This is a genomic window from Kitasatospora sp. NPDC004289, from assembly GCF_053602875.1.
Genome location: NZ_JBSGEL010000033.1, coordinates 71276 through 88774 on the forward strand (window position 1 = coordinate 71276; position 17499 = coordinate 88774).

14 protein-coding genes are annotated in these 17499 nt (G+C 73.0%); 3 read left to right on the forward strand and 11 right to left on the reverse strand.

Annotated elements, in window-relative coordinates:
- Positions 1-26: 26 nt before the first annotated feature.
- From ACWEPF_RS22755 to leuA, 4 genes are all read right to left on the reverse strand, one after another.
- Complete coding sequence (locus ACWEPF_RS22755; protein WP_345287662.1) at positions 27-857, reverse strand: isoprenyl transferase; 831 nt, start codon at positions 855-857, stop codon at positions 27-29.
- 2 nt (positions 858-859) lie between these two features.
- Positions 860-1606, reverse strand: coding sequence for a DNA repair protein RecO (gene recO / locus ACWEPF_RS22760; RefSeq protein WP_345287660.1), 747 nt, complete (start codon positions 1604-1606; stop codon positions 860-862).
- Between the two features lie 654 nt (positions 1607-2260).
- Positions 2261-2806, reverse strand: a complete 546-nt coding sequence (locus ACWEPF_RS22765) for a TerB family tellurite resistance protein (RefSeq protein WP_345287658.1) — start codon at positions 2804-2806, stop codon at positions 2261-2263.
- Positions 2807-3174: 368 nt separating this feature from the next.
- Positions 3175-4956 carry a 2-isopropylmalate synthase gene (leuA, locus tag ACWEPF_RS22770; RefSeq protein WP_345287656.1) on the reverse strand — a complete coding sequence of 594 codons (1782 nt, stop codon included), beginning with the start codon at positions 4954-4956 and terminating at the stop codon, positions 3175-3177.
- Between the two features lie 399 nt (positions 4957-5355).
- Here leuA and ACWEPF_RS22775 point away from each other — a divergent pair, with 399 nt between their 5' ends.
- The 3 genes from ACWEPF_RS22775 to ACWEPF_RS22785 all read left to right on the forward strand — a co-directional run bounded on the left by ACWEPF_RS22775 (position 5356) and on the right by ACWEPF_RS22785 (position 7734).
- Complete coding sequence (locus ACWEPF_RS22775; RefSeq protein WP_345287654.1) at positions 5356-5637, forward strand: protealysin inhibitor emfourin; 282 nt, start codon at positions 5356-5358, stop codon at positions 5635-5637.
- A gap of 48 nt (positions 5638-5685) precedes the next feature.
- Entirely contained in the window at positions 5686-6174 is a 489-nt protein-coding gene (locus tag ACWEPF_RS22780) for a MarR family winged helix-turn-helix transcriptional regulator (protein WP_449795483.1), read from the forward strand.
- A 96-nt stretch (positions 6175-6270) separates the two neighbouring features.
- Positions 6271-7734, forward strand: a complete 1464-nt coding sequence (locus ACWEPF_RS22785; protein WP_452173937.1) for an MFS transporter — start codon at positions 6271-6273, stop codon at positions 7732-7734.
- Here the strand turns inward: ACWEPF_RS22785 and ACWEPF_RS22790 are convergent.
- The 7 genes from ACWEPF_RS22790 to ACWEPF_RS22820 all read right to left on the reverse strand — a co-directional run.
- Entirely contained in the window at positions 7715-8518 is an 804-nt protein-coding gene (locus tag ACWEPF_RS22790; protein ID WP_380149995.1) for a phosphate ABC transporter ATP-binding protein, read from the reverse strand. The genes ACWEPF_RS22785 and ACWEPF_RS22790 overlap by 20 nt on opposite strands.
- A gap of 76 nt (positions 8519-8594) precedes the next feature.
- Entirely contained in the window at positions 8595-9605 is a 1011-nt protein-coding gene (locus ACWEPF_RS22795) for a sortase (protein WP_452173938.1), read from the reverse strand.
- Positions 9602-11362 (reverse strand): hypothetical protein, encoded by a 1761-nt coding sequence (locus ACWEPF_RS22800; RefSeq protein ID WP_452173939.1) that lies wholly within the window; start codon positions 11360-11362, stop codon positions 9602-9604. The genes ACWEPF_RS22795 and ACWEPF_RS22800 overlap by 4 nt, the downstream gene beginning before the upstream one ends.
- Before the next feature lie 133 nt (positions 11363-11495).
- Positions 11496-13088: an Ig-like domain repeat protein gene (locus tag ACWEPF_RS22805; protein WP_452173940.1), complete on the reverse strand. Its 1593-nt coding sequence runs from the start codon at positions 13086-13088 to the stop codon at positions 11496-11498.
- Positions 13089-13189: 101 nt separating this feature from the next.
- A complete protein-coding gene (locus ACWEPF_RS22810) occupies positions 13190-14191 on the reverse strand; it encodes a substrate-binding domain-containing protein (protein ID WP_452173941.1) in 1002 nt (333 codons plus the stop codon).
- Positions 14192-14305: 114 nt separating this feature from the next.
- Positions 14306-17206 carry a hypothetical protein gene (locus ACWEPF_RS22815; protein WP_452173942.1) on the reverse strand — a complete coding sequence of 967 codons (2901 nt, stop codon included), beginning with the start codon at positions 17204-17206 and terminating at the stop codon, positions 14306-14308.
- Positions 17203-17499 (reverse strand): hypothetical protein (locus ACWEPF_RS22820; protein WP_452173943.1); only part of this gene is annotated, 297 nt, incomplete at its 5' end. The genes ACWEPF_RS22815 and ACWEPF_RS22820, both read right to left, overlap by 4 nt.

Below are 17499 nucleotides of genomic sequence, written 5' to 3' on the forward strand. Positions count from 1 at the left end.
CGTACGGGCCCTCTCGTCGTGCTGTCTCAGCGCTGGGTCGGGACCTCGGCGGCCACCTCGTTGGGCAGCGCGCCGCCGAAGCGGCGGTCGCGCATCGCGTACTGCTCGCAGGCGCGCCACAGGTCGCGGCGGTCGAAGTCCGGCCACAGCACGTCCTGGAACACCAGCTCGGCGTAGGCGCTCTGCCAGAGCAGGAAGTTGGAGGTGCGCTGCTCACCGCTGGGGCGCAGGAAGAGGTCCACGTCCGGCATGTCCGGGTGGTACATGTACTTGGCGAGGGTCTTCTCGTTGATCTTCGACGGGTCGAGCTTCCCGGCCGCGACGTCCCGGCCGATCGCGGCGGCCGCGTCGGCCACCTCGGCCCGGCCGCCGTAGTTGACGCACATGTAGAGGGTGACCGCGTCGTTCTCCTTGGTCATCTCCTCGGCGACCTGGAGCTCCTGGACCACGCTCTTCCACAGCTTCGGCATCCGGCCGGCCCAGCGGATCCGGACGCCCATCTCGCTCATCTCGTCCCGGCGGCGGCGGATCACGTCCCGGTTGAAGTTCATCAGGAACTTCACCTCGTCGGGGGACCGCTTCCAGTTCTCGGTGGAGAAGGCGTACAGCGAGACGTTCTTCACGCCCAGCTCGATCGCGCCCTTGAGCACGTCCAGCACCACCGACTCGCCGACCTTGTGCCCCTCGGTCCGCGGCAGCCCGCGCTCCTTGGCCCAACGGCCGTTCCCGTCCATCACGATCGCGACGTGGCCCGGCACCAGCTCGCCCGGGATCTTCGGCGGCACGGCGCCGCTCGGGTGCGGGGTCGGCGGGAGGTACTCCCGCTGCTTGCTGCCGAAGAGCCGTCGCGCTGCCATGCTCACTTCTCCACGTATCTCATCGAGCGGATTCCCCGCTCCAGGTGCCACTGGAGGTACGCGGCGACCAGACCGCTGCCCTCCCGCCAGTACCTCGGCTCGCTGTTGTCCGCCGTCTGCCAGTCCCCTGACAGCAGTGCGCCGAGCAGTACCAGTGTCTCAGGGGAGGGTACGGCACTTCCCGGTACGCGGCAGTCACCGCAGAGCACACCGCCCGCCTGGAGCGAGAAGAACCGGTTGGGGCCCGGGAGTCCGCACTTGGCGCAGTCGGTGAAGCTGGCGCCGTAGCCGTTGACGGCGAGGGAGCGGAGCAGGAACGCGTCCAGCACCAGGTGGGGCTCGTGCTCCCCGGCCGCGAGCGTCCGCAGCCCGCCGACCAGCAGCAGGTACTGCTGCACGGCGGGCTGGCCCTCGTTCTCCGCGAAGCGCTCGGCAGTCTCCAGCATCGCGGTGCCGGCCGTGTAGCGGGAGTAGTCGGTGACGATCCGTCCGCCGTACGGGGCGATGGTCTCCACCTGCGTGCAGAGCGGCAGCCCACGGCCGATCAGGTCCGCCCCACGGCTGAAGAACTGCACGTCCACGTGCGAGAACGGCTCCAGCCGCGCCCCGAACTTCGACTTCGTCTTGCGGATCCCCCGGGCCACCGCCCGGACCTTGCCGTGCTGACGCGTCAACAACGTGATGATCCGGTCGGCCTCGCCCAGCTTCTGGGTACGGAGGACGATGCCGTCGTCCCGGAACAGACTCATGCCGCCCATTCTCCCGCACCCCACCGACACCCCCGCCCGGGGAGCGGAAACGCCTGCGCCGGGCTTCGGAGGCGAGAGAGGGGAACACCTGCGGCGAGCACCTCGGGCGCGGGAGAGGCAAACGCCTGCGGCGGGCTGCGGAAGCGGGAGAGGGAAACGCCTGCGGCGAGCCTCTGACGCGGGAAAGGCAAACGCCTGCGGCGGTGGTCCGGTCGGGCACGCGCGGGGCGGGTCGCAGACGTCCGCCCACGGTGACGCCCGACGGACTCGGGCAGCGTGGCTCGCGCGTGCCGATGCCCCCGACGCCCCGTCAGCTCGCCGCAGGCGGCTCCCGCACGGCGCGGCCTCGCACCCCGGCCGAGCCGGCCGCAGGCAAGGCATCCCAACGGTGACACCGCTCGCCCCACGAGCCGGCCGCAGGCAAGGCGCCGGACCCACGCCCCGTCAGCCCGCCGCAGGCGGCTGACGCGCCGCGTCGGCGTTCGCCTCGACGAGCCCGCCGCAGGCGAGGGCCCGAGTCCGTGACGTCTGCTCGCCTCGACGAGTGCGCCGCAGGCGGGGCCGCGCAGCCGCGAGCCCGCACCCTGGGTCCGTGGGGGAACCGTCCTGCGGGTGCGGGTCGTGGCGGGCCCGGAGGGGGGAGTCGGGCCCGGCTCAGTGGGAGGTGCGGGTGGCGGCCTCGAGGAGTTCGGCGGTGCGGGTGGCCGGGAGGCCGAGGCAGCGGCCGACGGCGGTGAGGGCGGTGCGCTCGTGGGGGAGGTAGCGGCCGTCGGCGAGGGCGATCCAGGCGCCCTGCAGGACGAGGCGTTCGCGGCCGGGCTGGGCCAGGTGCGGGGCCAACGGTTCGAGCGCGGCGTGGAGTTCGACGGTGAGGGCACTGCCGGTGGCGTCCAGGTCGACGGGGGTGTCCCCGCCCGTCCCGGAGAGGGCGGCGAGCGCGGCCAGCACCTGGGCCTCGCCGCAGTCCTCGAAGCCGGCCTCCCGGATCGCCTCGCAGGCGGCGTCCCGCGCGGCCCGGCTGCCGGTGCCGCCGGCCGCGAGCACCGCCAGTGCGACGGTGTACTGCGCGTCCCGCAGCATCGCGCCCAGCCGGACACAGGTGAGCTGGTCGAGCGCCTCCAGCCCGAAGCGCCGGTGGCAGGTGGTGCACTGCACGCAGCCGGTGACCGGGCCGACCGGCAGCACCGGGGTGCCGAACAACCGCAGCCACCGCCGGCCGTGCTGCCGGCGGTAGTTGCGGTCCCCGCCGCAGCCCGGACAGTAGAAATCACCGAGGACGTCAGTCCGCCACCGAGGACGGACACCCCACAACCCTGTCACGGCGCCAACTCCCCAGACATGGCAGGCGGCCTGCACAACAATGGGCAGGTCACGCGACCGGACGCCGCGGTCGTCCCACCGACCCCGGTTCCGGTGGGTAGATGCTGCCATGGTTAAGCGCGGGTGTCAGCACCCCGAACGGGTAAAAATGTGTCGCAGAACACACCCCCGCGCCCCCATCCTCCGGCATCCCCCACGGACCCCGGGAACGCCGAAGGGGCCGCCGCAGCGGCCCCTCTGACGCACCGTCAGCCGCGCTGGGCCCGGTTCACCGCACTGACCACGGCCTTCAGCGAGGCCAGCACCGTGTTGCCGTCGATCCCGACGCCCCACAGCACCTTGCCGTCCACCGCGCACTCGACGTACGCGGCGGCCTGGGCGTCGCCGCCCTCGCTCAGCGCGTGCTCGGCGTAGTCCAGCACCCGTACGTCGACGCCGATCCCGGCCAGCGCGTTGACGAAGGCGGAGACGGGGCCGTTGCCGGTGCCGCTCAGGGTGACGGGGCGACCGTCGACCACGGCCTCGGCGCGCAGCACGTCGCGGCCGTCCTCGGTCTCCAGGCTGCGCGAGCCGCTCAGCGCGATCCGGCCCCACGGGTTCTCCGGGGTGGGCAGGTACTCGTCCTGGAAGACGCTCCAGATCTCGGCCGGGGTGACCTCGCCGCCCTCGGCGTCGGTCTTGGCCTGGATGATCCGGGAGAACTCGATCTGCTGACGGCGCGGCAGGTCCAGCTTGTGGTCGTTCTTCAGCACGTAGGCGATGCCGCCCTTGCCGGACTGGCTGTTGACCCGGATGACCGCCTCGTAGGAGCGGCCGACGTCCTTCGGGTCGATCGGCAGGTACGGGACGCCCCAGGTGTACTCGCCGACCGGCACGCCGGCCGCCTTGGCGTCGGCCTCCAGGGCGTCGAAGCCCTTCTTGATGGCGTCCTGGTGGGAGCCGGAGAAGGAGGTGTACACCAGGTCGCCGGCGTAGGGGTGGCGCTCGGCCACCGGCATCTGGAAGCAGTACTCGGCGGTGCGGCGGATCTCGTCGATGTCGGAGAAGTCGATCATCGGGTCCACGCCCTGGGAGAACAGGTTCATCCCGACGTTGACCAGGTCCAGGTTGCCGGTCCGCTCGCCCTGGCCGAACAGGCAGCCCTCGACGCGGTCGGCGCCGGCCATGATGGCCAGCTCGGCGGAGGCCACGCCGGTGCCGCGGTCGTTGTGCGGGTGGGTGGACAGCGCGACGAACTCGCGGCGGCTCAGGTTCCGCGACATCCACTCGATCTTGTCGGCGTAGACGTTCGGGGTGGAGCGCTCGACGGTGGTCGGCAGGTTCAGGATGATCTCGCGGCCCTCGCCGGGCTGCCAGACGTCCATCACCGCCTCGCAGACCTCCAGGGCGAAGTCCAGCTCGGTGTCGATGAAGATCTCCGGCGAGTACTCGTAGCCGAAGACGGTGTCGTCCCGCAGGATCTTCTCGGCGTACTCCATCACCAGGCGGGTGCCGTCCACGGCGATCGCCTTGATGTCGTCCTTGCTGCCCTTGAAGACCACCCGGCGGAACAGCGGGGAGGTGGCGTTGTACAGGTGCACGGTGGCGCGCGGGGCGCCGACCAGGGACTCCACGGTGCGCTCGATCAGGTCCTCGCGGGCCTGGGTCAGCACCGAGATGGTGACGTCCTCGGGGATCGCGTCCTGCTCGATCAGGGAGCGGACGAAGTCGAAGTCGGTGGCGCCGGAGGACGGGAAGCCGACCTCGATCTCCTTGTAGCCCAGCTTGACCAGCAGGTCGAACATCTTGCGCTTGCGGGCCGGGGACATCGGGTCGATCAGCGCCTGGTTGCCGTCCCGCAGGTCGGTGGAGAGCCAGCGCGGAGCCTGGGTGATCACCTTGGACGGCCAGGTGCGGTCCGGCAGGTCGATGGTGCCGAACGGTACGTACCGCTGGAACGGCATCCCGGACGGCTTCTGCTGGACGGTGCCGGCCGTGATCGGGGTGGGGCGGTCGTTGAACGCACGAGCGATGGCGGACTGCTCAGTCATGAAGGGACTCTCGGCTTCCGAACTCGATATGCGGGCTGGTCGGGGTGGAGGACACCCGACTCGGCCGACCACTGCCCCGCATCCGTACGGGGACAGCACAGCATCCCGCGGCGAGGGAGCCGGCCTTCGTGGTCTACAGGCCCTCGCCGCGGCAGCTAAGAAGAAGCAGCCGGTAGCGCATGATGTCGCCCAGCGTAACCCAGGCGCCCTGCCCGCCGAAGTGAGGCAGGCCACTGTCCCACCCAGCGAGACGGCTCGAACTGACGTGCCGTCAGCCGGGCGGCCCCCGCGCACCTGCCCGTCCGCCCGCCCGCCTCCTTGATCCACCCGCCGATCCGACGCCGAATTTTCACCGAAACGGGCAGCGCGGCCGTGCCCCTGAGTAGCACACTGGCAACCATGCGCATCCAGGTGACCCGGACCGGCGGCCTGGCCGGACACCCCCTCCGAGCCGAGCTGGACACCGCCGCGCGCACCGACGCGCCGCACGTCCACGCGCTGGCCAGGGAGGCGGTGGCCGGCGGACTCCGCAACCCCTCCTACGGAGTGCCGGACGGGTTCCACTACGCGATCACGGTCGACGGACGGACGGTGCACTGCGCCGACCCGAAGCTGACCGACTCCCAGCACGAGCTGGTCTCCCTGGTGCTGCGCGAGGGCCTGGCCCTCCCGGTGGAGTAGTCCACTTCCGGATAATCCCGCTGGAGCCGCAGTTTGTAGACTGCGGGGATGACCGAACCCTCGCGCACCATGCCGGACCTGTCGGCCCTGCTGACCCACACCAGCCACGTGCTCTCCACCCGGATGTCGGCCGCCTTCGCCGGGAGCGGGCTCGGCATCACCCCGCGCGGCTTCTGCGTGCTGCTGCACGCCCTGGAGCAGGAGCGGACCCAGATCCAGCTGGCCGAGATCGCCGACCTGGACAAGACCACCATGGTGGTCACCGTGGACGAGCTGGAGCGGCTCGGACTGGCCGAGCGCCGCCCCTCCTCCACCGACCGGCGGGCCCGGATCATCTCCGTCACCCCGGCCGGCGCCGAGGCGGTGGCGGCCGGCGTGAAGGTCGCCGACGGCGTCCACCGGGAGGCCCTGGAGGCGGTGCCCGAGGAGGACCGCGCCGTCCTGCTGCGCGCGCTCACCACCCTCCACGACGGCCACCTCTCGACCCCCGTGGAGAGCGAGCGCCCGGTGCGCCGGGCCCGCCGCCCGCGCGGCTGAGGCCGTCCCGGACAATTCAATACCGAGAAAGATAGTCTCGTACGGGACTATCTGATAGCTTCCTTCCTGTCGCCACCACCGAGGGGGAGGAACTCCATGACCACGCGAGGAACCGCACCGGGGACCGCGCATTCGCGCTGGACGGCCCTGGCCGTGCTCTGCGCCGGGATGCTGATGATCATCCTGGACGGCACCATCGTCACCGTGGCGCTGCCCGCCATCCAGGCCGACCTGGGCTTCACCGCCGAGGGCCTGACCTGGACGGTGAACGCCTACCTGATCGCCTTCGGCGGCCTGCTCCTGCTGGCCGGGCGGCTCGGCGACCTGCTCGGCGGCCGCCGGATCTTCGTGGCCGGGCTGGTGCTCTTCACCGCCGCCTCGCTGCTGGCCGGGCTGGCGGGCAGTCAGGAGCTGCTGATCGCGGCCCGGTTCGCCCAGGGGATCGGCGGGGCGATGGCCTCGGCGGTCAGCCTGGGGATGATCGTCACGCTCTTCCCCGAACCGGGCGAGCGCGGGAAGGCGATCGGCGCGTTCAGCTTCGTCGGCGCCGCCGGGGCCTCGATCGGGCAGGTGCTCGGCGGGGTGCTGACCGAGGCGGTCGGCTGGCACTGGATCTTCTTCGTCAACCTGCCGATCGGCCTGGCCGCCGTCCTGCTGTCGCTGCGGGTGCTGGCCGCCGACGGCCCGGCCCGCTCGCTGCGCGGCCTCGACCTGCCGGGCGCCGCGCTGGTCACCGTCGGTCTGATGCTCGGGGTCTACGCGATCGTCTCGATCGAGCGCTCCACCACCGGCGCCCTGCTGCTCGGCGCCGTCTCCGCCCTGCTGCTGGCCGGCTTCCTGCTGCGCCAGCGGTACGCGGCCGAGCCGCTGCTGCCGCTGCGTCTGCTGCGCTCGCGCCGGGTGGCGGCGGCCAATCTGGTGCAGGTGCTGATGGTCTCGGCGCTGTTCGGCTTCCAGGTGCTGATCGCGCTCTACCTGCAGAACGTGCTCGGCTACGGCGCCGCCGCGACCGGCTTCGCCATGCTCCCGGCCGCGGTGGTGATCGGTGGCGTCTCGCTGCTGCTCTCCGCCCCGCTGGTCGCCCGCTTCGGTGAACGGACCGTGCTGCTGGGCGGGTTGGGCCTGCTGGTGGTGGCGATCGGCCTGCTCACCCGGCTCCCCGCGGACGCCTCCTACGTCCTCCACCTGCTGCCGACCATGCTGCTCGCGGGCGGCTTCGGTCTGGCCGTCGCCGCGCTCACCTCGCTGGCCATGGCCGACGCCGCCCCGGCCGACGCGGGCGTCAGCTCGGGGCTGTTCAACACCACCCAGCAGGTCGGCGGCGCGCTCGGGGTGGCCGTGCTGGTCACCCTGGCCGGCAGCCGGGGCCAGGCGCTGGCCGAGGCCGGCCGCAGCCAGGCCGAGGCGATGACGGCCGGCTTCCGGGCCGCCTTCCTGCTCGGCACCCTGCTCCTGCTGGCCGCCACCGCGCTGGCCGCCGTCGCCCTGCGGCCGGCCGCCGGCCGGGTCGTGGCGACCAGCCGGCAGGAGGAGAAGTCGCTTATCCGAAGCGGCCGTTGACGTAGTCGGAGGTGCGCTGGTCCACCGGGGCGGAGAACATCGCCTCGGTGGGCCCGTGCTCCACGATGCCGCCGGGGGTGCCCTGTTCGGCGAGGAAGAAGGCGCACTGGTCGGAGACCCGGTGCGCCTGCTGCATGTTGTGGGTGACGATCACGATGGTGACCTCCTCCACCAGCTCGCGGATGGTCTGCTCGATCCGGCGGGTCGAGGTCGGGTCGAGGGCCGAGCAGGGCTCGTCCATCAGCAGGACCTTGGGGCGCACGGCGAGCGAGCGGGCGATGCACAGGCGCTGCTGCTGGCCGCCGGAGAGGGCGCCGCCGGGCTGGCGCAGCCGGTCCTGCACCTCCTTCCACAGGCCCGCCTTGGTCAGGCACTCCTCGACCAGGTGGTCCTTCTCGGCCCGGGTGGCGCGCAGGCCGGTGAGCTTGAGCCCGGCCACCACGTTGTCGTAGATGGACATCGCGGGGAAGGGGTTGGGCTTCTGGAAGACCATGCCGATGTCCCGGCGGGCCGAGGTGAGCCGGCGCTCGGGGGCGTAGACGTCGGAGCCGTCCAGCAGCACCTCCCCCGCCAACTGGGCGCCGGGGATGAGCTCGTGCATCCGGTTGAGGATGCGCAGGAAGGTGGACTTGCCGCAGCCGGACGGGCCGATCAGCGCGGTGACCTGGCCGGCCGGCATCAGCAGCGAGACCCGTTCCAGCACCTTGCGCTCGCCGAACCAGGCCGAGATGCCGTGGGCGTCGAGCGTCCCGGCGTTGCTCGCGGCGGTGGGGACGACGGGCAGGACGGCCGTGGTGTCGAGACTCACGGGGCGGCCCCTTTCTTGACTGGAACGGCGGTGCGGAGCGGGGGAACTGAGGTCAGATCAGGTTGGGCAGCAGGCGGGCGACCTGGTCGGCGACGGCCAGGCCGAGGGCGGCGAGCACCGGCACCCCGACCGTCCAGGCCTGCCAGCGCCCCCAGCGGGTCCAGGCCAGGGCCAGGGCGACGGCGGCCAGCAGCAGCGCCTCACCCCAGAGCACCAGCGGCACCCAGGCGCCCTCCTCAGTGCCCATCGCCTTCTCGGCCGCGGGCAGCGCGGCGAAGGTGAGCGGGCGGGCGTTGTTCGGCTGCACCTCGCTCTCCAGGTCGGCGTCCACGTAGAGCAGGTCGTCGGGCGCGTACAGCGGGCCGTCGCCGGTGACCAGCACCACCCGTCCGGCGCCGTTCTTGAGGGCGGGCGGCATCGGGTCGCCGGCCCGGCGGACCGTCACCACCCGGAAGGTGTGGCTGCCCTGACCGGTGGTCACGGTGAAGGTCTCGCCCTGGCGCAGCTGGCCGATGGCGCCGAACGGGCCGCCGAAGCCCGCCTGGCGGCCGAACAGCACGCTGGTGCCGGCCTGGCCGGGCATCGCGGTGTCCCGGCGGTGGCCGGGGCCGGAGGAGAGCACCTCGCCGGTGGTGCCCTCGCGGACCACCTCGCGCAGTCCGAGGTGCTTGATCTCCAGCAGTGCGACGGGCGTGCCGGGCAGCACCGGCTTGCCGTCCTTGTCCAACTGGCCGACGGGAGCGGTGCCCTGGGCCAGGCTCAGGCGGAGCTCGGCCATCCCGGTCTCGTGGTCGCGCAGGTGGCGCAGACCGCCGAGCGGGCCGAGGTCGAGCAGCAGGCCGAGCATCAGGCCGGCCACGATGGCCAGCGCCGCGCCGATCAGCTGCGGTCCGTCCGGGGTCAGCCGGCGCACGACCGAGGGCCGGGCGGGCGGCCGCACGGGCGGGGGCGCCGACGGCGGGACGGACGGCGGGGCGGGCGCGGCGGGCGGCTCGGTGGACGGCGGCGTCCAGTCCCGCGGGCCGGGGCCGGCCTTGATCGGCACGGGGACGGTGACGGTCATTCGGCTGCCTCCTCGGCGGTGCGCCGGGCCCGGCGCCGCAGGCGCGGCACGGCGATCCAGCCGAGCAGCAGCAGCCCGGCGGCGACCGAGACCCAGGTGTAGAGCGGGACCCCGTCGTCGGCGGTGGCGGCGGCCGCGGTGGAGCCGCCCTTGGCGCCGGCCACCGGCCCGGTGGCGACGCCGGGGTCGGGCGCCGGGGCGTGCACGGCTCCGGCGGGGGCCACGTCGGTGGCGGTCCAGGTGTTCGGCCCGGTGAAGGTGAGCGTGCCGGTGAACTCCTTGAGCGCGGCCGGGCGGACCTTGTTCCGGCAGGTCGCGGTGATGGTGTAGGCGCCCTTGAGCTGACCGGCTCCGGCCTGGGAGGCCACCACCCGCAGGGTGTTGGCCAGCGGCAGCACGAACCCGCCGCCGTTCGAGGGGCGGTAGACCGAGGCGGCCACCAGGCCGGTCAGCGGGTACCCCTCTGCGGGGAAGCCGGGGCCGGCGATCCGGACCGCCACGTAGTTGCTCGCCGGGTCCGGGCAGGGCGCCGAGCTGAGCAGGTCGATCGGATCGTCGTCCTTGCCGGAGGCGTAGTCGAAGGCCAGCGTGCCGGGCGCCTCGGCGGCCGACGCCGTCGGTGCGGACCAGAGGTGGCCGAAGGCCAGCAGGGCGAGCAGGGTGGCCACCGCGACGGCGGCCGGAGCGGCGGACGCGCCGCCTCCCTCGGCGGCGGCCGGGGCGGCGGGCGGGACGGCCGGACGGCGGCGGCGCCGGTACCAGCGCAGGCCGAGGGCGCCGGCCACCAGCAGGATCGCCAGCGTGGTCCACGGGATCCAGGCGAAGGCGTACTTGGTGACGGAGCTGATCAGCTTCGGGTCCTTGTCGCCGCCGACCGGCAGCGGGTCCACGGTGATCCCGGCGGTGCCCCACAGGGTCGGGTAGACGCCGGAGACGTCGAAGCGGTAGGTCACCGAGTTGCCGGGCAGCAGCTCCTGGAGGTCGGGCGGGGTGTGACCGGTGGCGATCGAGCCGAACAGGTTGGTCACCCGGACCGCCTGCTTGCCGCCGAGCCGGACGTTGCCGGTGTTGCGGACGGTGTAACTCACCGTCGTACGGCCCGAGTCGAGCGGATTGGCGCTCGGGTGGTAGACCGCCTTGGCGTCCTCCACCTTGAGCTCGGCCCGCAGGTCGCCGGCCACCCGGATGTTGACCCGGGCGCCGACCCGCTGGTCGACGGTGACGGCGTTGCCCTGGGCGTCCTTGCTCTCCGCCCGCAGCGCGGCGACGATCCCGGCCGGGTGGTCCCCGGGGGTGGCGTCGGCGGGCACCACGAGGGTGAAGGGGACGATCTGGCGGCTGCGCGGAGCGAGCGTCACCGAGTCCGCCGCGGTGCGCAGCCAGCTGCCGGCCTGGGTGGACTTGCGGCCGTCCGGCAGCACGTCGTAGCCGCCGCTGTCGGTGTTGAAGGCGTCCGCGGGGTAGAGCCGCACGGTGAGCGGCTGGTCGCTGTAGTTCCAGAGCGCGACGTGGTCCTTGACCAGCGCGCCGGGGGTGGCGGCGTAGCCGAAGGTGCCCCGGGTGTCGGGGGCGTCGGCGGACGAGGGCTGGATGCCGAAGGTCTGCGCGACGGGCGGCGCGCCCTGGGCCGGGGCCTGCGCGGGTGCGCTCTGACCGGGGGACGGCTGCGCCGGGGGATCCTCCGCGTGCGCGGTCCCCTGGAGCACGGTCAGGGCGAGCAGGGCCGGGGTGGCGAGTGCCAGGAGCCATCGGCGCATCGGCGGCGTCATCCTCGCTTGTCGGTACGGGAGTTGGGCACCGGCGGCCCGGCGGTCCAGAGCTGACACAGTGTCGCCTGGACCGCCCGGCCGCCGGGTTACGAACGCACGCTGACCCGGTGAACTACCGGCGTCAGATCGCGGTCAGGGTGAGCAGGCCCTGGTAGGTGCCGGCCTGGGTGGAGGTCGGCGCCAGCAGGGTGAGGTCGGCGCCGAGCTTGGCGGTGCCGAGGCCGGTCGCGGTGGCCAGGGTGCGGGACGACTTCAGGCCGTACGGGCCGCTGTCGTTGGCCTCGACCGCGTTGGCCGGGTTGACCGTGCCGCCCAGGGTGACCTTGAGGCCGTCGCCCTTGGAGACCAGGCTCGGGGCCCAGCCCAGGTTCTGCGCGTTGATCACGTTGGCGCCCGAGTTGAACTGGGCGACCTGGCCGCTGACCGACCAGCCCGGGGCACCGGCACGGGTGTCCGTGACGGTGACGGTCTGGATGGCGCCACCGGTGGAGTACAGGGTGCTGGTGCTGTTCAGCGCCAGCGGGGGCAGCGTGACGTTGGTGCCGGCCACGCTGATCACCAGGGCGCCGGGGGCGACCGAGGTGGTGATGGTCTCGAAGACCGGGGACGGCGGGGTCGGGCCGCCCGGGTTCGGCGGGGTCACCACGGGGGTGACGGTGAAGGCCACCGTGCTGGAGGTGGAGGACGCGAAGTCGGCCGGGGCGGCCGGGGTGAACTCGGCGGTGAAGGCGTGGTCGCCCTCGGCCAGGGTCGCGGTGGTGAACTCGCAGGCGCCGGCCACCACGGTCTGGGTGCCGAGCACGGTGCCGTTGTCCTTGAACGCGACGGTGCCCGCGGCGCCCGGGGTGACGTTGGCGCTGAGCTTGACCGGGGTGTTCTTGGCGGCCGAGCCGGCGGGCGAGACGGCCAGCGCGGTGGTGGTCGCCGCGGCGCCCTTCGGGCTGATGGTGTAGGCCACCGCCGCGGCGGTGGAGCCGAGGAAGCCGGTGCTGGAGGAGGTGAAGACCGCCGACAGCTGGTGGGCGCCCTCGGTCAGCGCGTTGGTGGTCAGGGTGGCCTGGCCGGCGTTGACCGCGACCGGGGAGCCGACCGGGTTGGCGCCGTCCAGGAACTGCACGGTGCCGGGGGCGGCCGGGGAGACGGCGGCGGTCAGCGTGACGTCGCTGCCCACGGTGGCCGAGCCGTTCGGGGTGGCCGACACGGTGGTCGTGGTGGCCACCGCGACCGGGGCGTTCGGGTCGGTCGAGGTGAAGTTGGTGGCGTTGGACATCCAGATCGCGCCGACGAAGTCACCGTAGTAGGTGGCGCCGACCTTGTTGCGGCAGCGCAGGCGGAACTCGTACTTGCCGGAGAGCTCGGCGATGCCGTTGGCCTGGGCGTAGCCGCGCAGGGTGTTGGAGAGCGGGACGGTCACCTTGCCCTGGGCGTCGGCCGGGAAGCCGTCCTTGGACTGGTTCGAGGTGGCGCCGTAGCCGTCGGCCGGGAAGCCCTGGCCGAGCACCAGGACCTGGAGGTTGGTGCCCGAGGTGCAGGCGCCCGAGGCGGTCACGGTCAGACCCTCGTCGACGGTGCCGGCGTTCGGGTTGACGACCAGGCTGCCGATGGTCGGGCTGTCGGCCGCGTGGGCGGCGACGGAGCCGAGCATGGTGATGGAGCCGGCGGCCAGCAGGGTGGCCGCGCTGACCGCGATGGTGCGGGTGATCCGGATGCTCACGGTGGAGTTCGCCTTTCAGGCGTCAGTGGAGCGTTTCTGAGGGTGTTTCGGGCCCGTGGTGCGGGCCGGGTGTTGCTCAGACCGGTGGAGCTGTGGCCAGGTCAGCCGGTGACGCGCGAGATGTCGCCGCAGTTGGCGTTCACGCCGAAGCCGTACTGCTTGACGATGGCGGCGCGCTTGCAGATCTCGGAGTTCGAGCCGACGAAGACGTCCTTCCAGGGGCTGTTCGCCACCTGGGAGGTCGGGATGACGTTGTAGACGTCACGGGTGGCGGCCGCGCTGGAGTTCAGCAGCACCGACGGCACGCCGTTGATGTTGCCGAGCTGGGCGGAGCCGCGGATGTCGGCGATGGTGGAGGAGGCCTGCGCGATGTACTGGGCGATCGAGAACGGCACCAGCGACTTGGTGTCGAGGACGCGGCCGTCGTGCTCCTCGATCTTCTTGCCGCCCTTGGTGTCGGTCACGCAGGGGTACTTGTTGGCGCTGATGTCCGACTCGGTGATGCCGACCACGGTGAGCCAGAAGGCACGGGTGCCCGAACCCGGCTGCGGGAGCAGCGGCTTGATGTCCCAGTTCGGGCCGGTGCCGACGTAGCCCGGGTCGCAGCTGTAGATCGAGTGCAGGTCGGCGGTGGAGAGGTCGAGGGCGACCTCGGAGCCGGAGGAGACGGCGTAGGTGACGCCGTCCACCGCGAACGGGACGTAGGTCAGGCCCGGGGTGACGGCGGCCAGGTTCAGGCTGGAGGAGCGGGCGAAGTCGAGGCAGCCGTTGCCCAGGTTGAGCTGGTTGACCAGCGCGGTGCGGCCGGCGCCGGAGCCGTTCGGGCGGGCGACCGACTGGCACGCGGCCGCCGCCTTGGTGGCGATGGTGGCGGTGCCCAGCGCGTTGTAGGAGGCCACCACCTTCTGGCCGCCGAGGGTGATGTCGTTGGCCATGGCGTTCATGACGCCCTGGGTGGTGTCGGAGCCGACACCCGCCAGCTGGCGGTAGACCGGGGCGCCCGACGGGTCGGCCTGCGCGGTGCCGGTGCTACCCAGCACCAGGCCCAGACCGGCGGCAACGGTCACACACTTGGCGAGGTTGCTCTTGGTGGGAGAGTTCACGGTTCCTTCTTCCTACGGGCAGCTCTCGGGCACGGCCGGAGGGTCTCCGGCCGTGTGGCGCACCTGCGTTGACGGTGGATCGATGGTTCGGTGGTCTGTGGGCCCGCGCCCGGGTCAGTGCCGCCGCCTGCGCAGCAGGTGCGGCACGGCCACGCCGCCGACGGCTGCGAGCACTCCGGCGATCAGGGTGCCGAGCAGGACGTAGCGGGCGGAGCCGACCTTGGTCTCGGCGGTCTTGCCGACCGGGGCGGCGGACGGGGTGGCGGAGAGCAGGACCGGGCTGCGGGAGGGCTCGGGGCTCGGCGGCGGCGGACTCAGCGGAGCCGTGTCCACCGGGGCGCCGCCCGAGCCGCCGGAGCCGCCGCCCGTACCGGCACCGCTGCCGGAGCCGGTCCCGGCACCGGAGGCGGGCGTCACCCCGACCGGGGCGGTGGGGAGTTGGACGACCGTGCTCCCGCTCGCCGAGGCGGAGGGCCGGGCGGTCGCCGAGGCGGACCCGGAGGCCGTGGGCGAGGCGGAGGTGCTCGGCTTGGGGCTCGGCTCCGCCTTCCCCGCCGCGAACTCGATCGCGTCGGCGACCAGTCTGGCCTGGCTGCGCATCCGCTCGGGCAACGGGACGTAGCCAACGGGCAACTGTCCGGCGGCGACACCCGGCTCCTGGCCGGGGCCGGCCGCGTAGCGCAGCAGGTCGGCGTAGGACTTGCCCGCCTCGGGGGTGATCTGCGAGGGCACGGTGGCGGCGAAGGTGGTCAGGGTCAGCGGGTAGCCGCCGGCCACCTCCGCCCACGGCGGGATCACCGAGATGGTGGTCACCGACTCGGGCATCGTGCCGTTGGCCATGGCCAGCATGGAGGCGTCCGTCGGGGTGACGAACTCACCCTTGGCGTTGCGGATCTGAGCGGTGCTCAGACCGAACCGGGCCGCCTGGGCGGTGGTGGTCAGGGCCATCAGGGCGCGCAGGCCCTGCGGCTGCGGCGAGCCCTTCTTGAGCTGGCCGGGGATCACGGTGGCGTCCCAGACCGACTTGCCCAGGCCGTCCCCGCGGGCGATGCCCCGGGCACCCTCGCGCATGCTGGGGGCGTAGGCGTGCGAGTCCAGGTTGCACCAGGCCGGGCGGCCGTCCGGGTCGTCCGGGAACTCCAGGCAGTAGACGTCCTGCTTGGGGTAGTTGGAGCGCGGGTAGGTGGTGCCGACCTTGATCCAGGCCTTGTTGATGGTGTCCTTCCAGACCGCGTGCTTCTCGCCGCGCAGGAAGGCGGCCGCCTCCGGGTCCTTCAGCAGCCACATCCAGACCAGCTGGGCGGCGTCGCTGTCGCCGTTGGGCAGCAGCAGGTCGGCGACCCGGGTCGGGAAGTACAGGTCCTTGAAGTACGGGTTGAGCGCCAGGAATTCGGGGTCGGTCAGCAGGTCGACCGGGTTCTCCGCCGGCACGTCCGGGTCGAAGGGGTTGACCGACTGCTGGTAGCTCTGGGTCATCAGCTTGGCGATGAGCCGGGGCGTCAGCTTGAGGTCGTGGATGCGCTGGCCGTCCTTCTTCTTCTTGTCCTCCGGCGTGCGGACGCCGGACTGGCTCTCGATGTCGAAGGCGAAGGTCAGCCCGGAGAGGGCGACCGGCGCGTAGTACGGCGTCCGGCCGGGCCGGTCCTCCTCGCGGGCCTGCGGGATGCCGAGGTAGGACAGGCCGGGGTCGTCCTGGTTGAGCTGGTTGCGGGCCAGGTGGTCGGCGATCTGGGTGTAGCTGAAGATCCCGCCCGCCTGGCGGCAGAGCACCGGCTGCCAGCGCCACATCGCCTCGGCGGCCATCTCGGTTCCGTTGGTGGGCCGTTCGGAGCTTCCGATCGGGCAGGACAGGCCGACCCGCTCGAAGCTCAGCGGCACCACCAGCCGCTTCTCCCAGTTGGTGAAGGAGAGCGGGCTGGTCTGGAGCTTGCCGGAGGAGCCGGTCGGCACCTCGTTGTTCACCTCGATCTCGCCGCGCGGCACGATCACCAGCCAGCAGCGGCGCGGGGTCGCGTCGGCCGGGGCGCCGGCCGGGGTCTGGCCGCAGCCCAGGCCCGGTGCCTCCATGCCGGTCTGCATCTCGAAGTCGATCTGGCCGGAGCCGTCGGCCCGGGTCGGCCCGAACGGCACCTCGTTGGTGGTCTGCGCGTCGTAGTACTGGCTCGCGCCGCCGCTCTCGGCCGGGCCGCCGTTGGAGGGCCGGAACGGCACATAGATGTTCTTGGTCGGGTGCTCCTGGTAGAGCGGGTCGGCCTTGTCCTCGAGTGCGCCCGCGTTGAGCTGACGGGTGCTCACGAAGTCGCCGGCGGAGATCCGCGGGTCCCCCTTGGTGGCACCGTACTGGCACTGCTCGCGGCTCGGGCCGCTGTCCTCGTCGCCCCAGCACTGCATGAACTGGAGGTAGTGACGGGCCAGGATCATCGGGCTCGGCCAGGTCGGCCTGCCTCCGGTCCAGGTCACCTGGACGGACTCGTTCACCAGGTGCGCGGTCTGGTGGACCGTCACCTCCAGGCCGGCGAACTCGCCGGAGCCGGTCACCGTGACCGGCCGCTGGTCGCTCTCCGACCCGGCTCCGGCCTCGGCCAGCCGGGCCGCGCCGGGGGCCGCCGCCGACAGGGCCGGCGCAGCGGCCGCCGAGCCCGCACCGGAGCCGGCCGCCGGCGTGGCGGCCCTGCCGGTGGGCGGGGCGTCGGCCGCGATGGTGGGCTCGCCGGACGGGCGCTGCCCGTCGATCGGGACCGGGGCCCCGGTGATCGGGTCCACCGGGATCTCGGGGGTGGCCGAACCGCCGGCCGCCACCCGCACCGGCGCCGAGCCGGGCCCGGCCGACAGCGCGACACCACCGGCGACGGCCAGCACCAGGGCGAACGCCCCGGCCGTGCGGACCACCCGCCGGAGCGGACGCGCACCCCGGGCCGTGCCACCGGCCCCGCTCCCGGCCTCGTCCCGGCCCGGCCGCCCCGCCACGGCGAGGTCGTCCTGCGGCGGGTGCCCGTGTGTCCGACGGAGCCTCATCGGCCCTCCCCCCGGCGACGGGCGGCCCGGCCGGCCACCAGCGGCGGCAGCACGATGACCGCGCCGAGCAGCAGACCGGCCACCAGCATCAGCGAGTGCCGCAGGCCGCTGCTGGCGGAAGCGGCGATCTCCACCTGGGTCGCGGACACCTGCTGGCCGCCGTCGCCGCCACCGGCCGCGCCACCACCCCCGCCCCCGAGCGCCGGGTCTCCGCCGCCGAGCGCGGGATCACCCTGCCCGGGCGTCGCGCCCCCACGCGTCGACAGTTCCACGACGCCCGGCGGGAAGGGAGC

What these genes read in the sequence shown, in the direction of transcription:
- ACWEPF_RS22755 (WP_345287662.1), bottom strand. Translation starts at nt 857, where the DNA reads ATGGCAGCGCGACGGCTCTTCGGCAGCAAGCAGCGGGAGTACCTCCCG.
- recO (WP_345287660.1), bottom strand. Translation starts at nt 1,606, where the DNA reads ATGAGTCTGTTCCGGGACGACGGCATCGTCCTCCGTACCCAGAAGCTG.
- leuA (WP_345287656.1), bottom strand. Translation starts at nt 4,956, where the DNA reads ATGACTGAGCAGTCCGCCATCGCTCGTGCGTTCAACGACCGCCCCACC.
- ACWEPF_RS22775 (WP_345287654.1), top strand. Translation starts at nt 5,356, where the DNA reads ATGCGCATCCAGGTGACCCGGACCGGCGGCCTGGCCGGACACCCCCTC.
- ACWEPF_RS22780 (WP_449795483.1), top strand. Translation starts at nt 5,686, where the DNA reads ATGACCGAACCCTCGCGCACCATGCCGGACCTGTCGGCCCTGCTGACC.
- ACWEPF_RS22785 (WP_452173937.1), top strand. Translation starts at nt 6,271, where the DNA reads ATGACCACGCGAGGAACCGCACCGGGGACCGCGCATTCGCGCTGGACG.
- ACWEPF_RS22795 (WP_452173938.1), bottom strand. Translation starts at nt 9,605, where the DNA reads ATGACCGTCACCGTCCCCGTGCCGATCAAGGCCGGCCCCGGCCCGCGG.
- ACWEPF_RS22800 (WP_452173939.1), bottom strand. Translation starts at nt 11,362, where the DNA reads ATGCGCCGATGGCTCCTGGCACTCGCCACCCCGGCCCTGCTCGCCCTG.
- ACWEPF_RS22815 (WP_452173942.1), bottom strand. Translation starts at nt 17,206, where the DNA reads ATGAGGCTCCGTCGGACACACGGGCACCCGCCGCAGGACGACCTCGCC.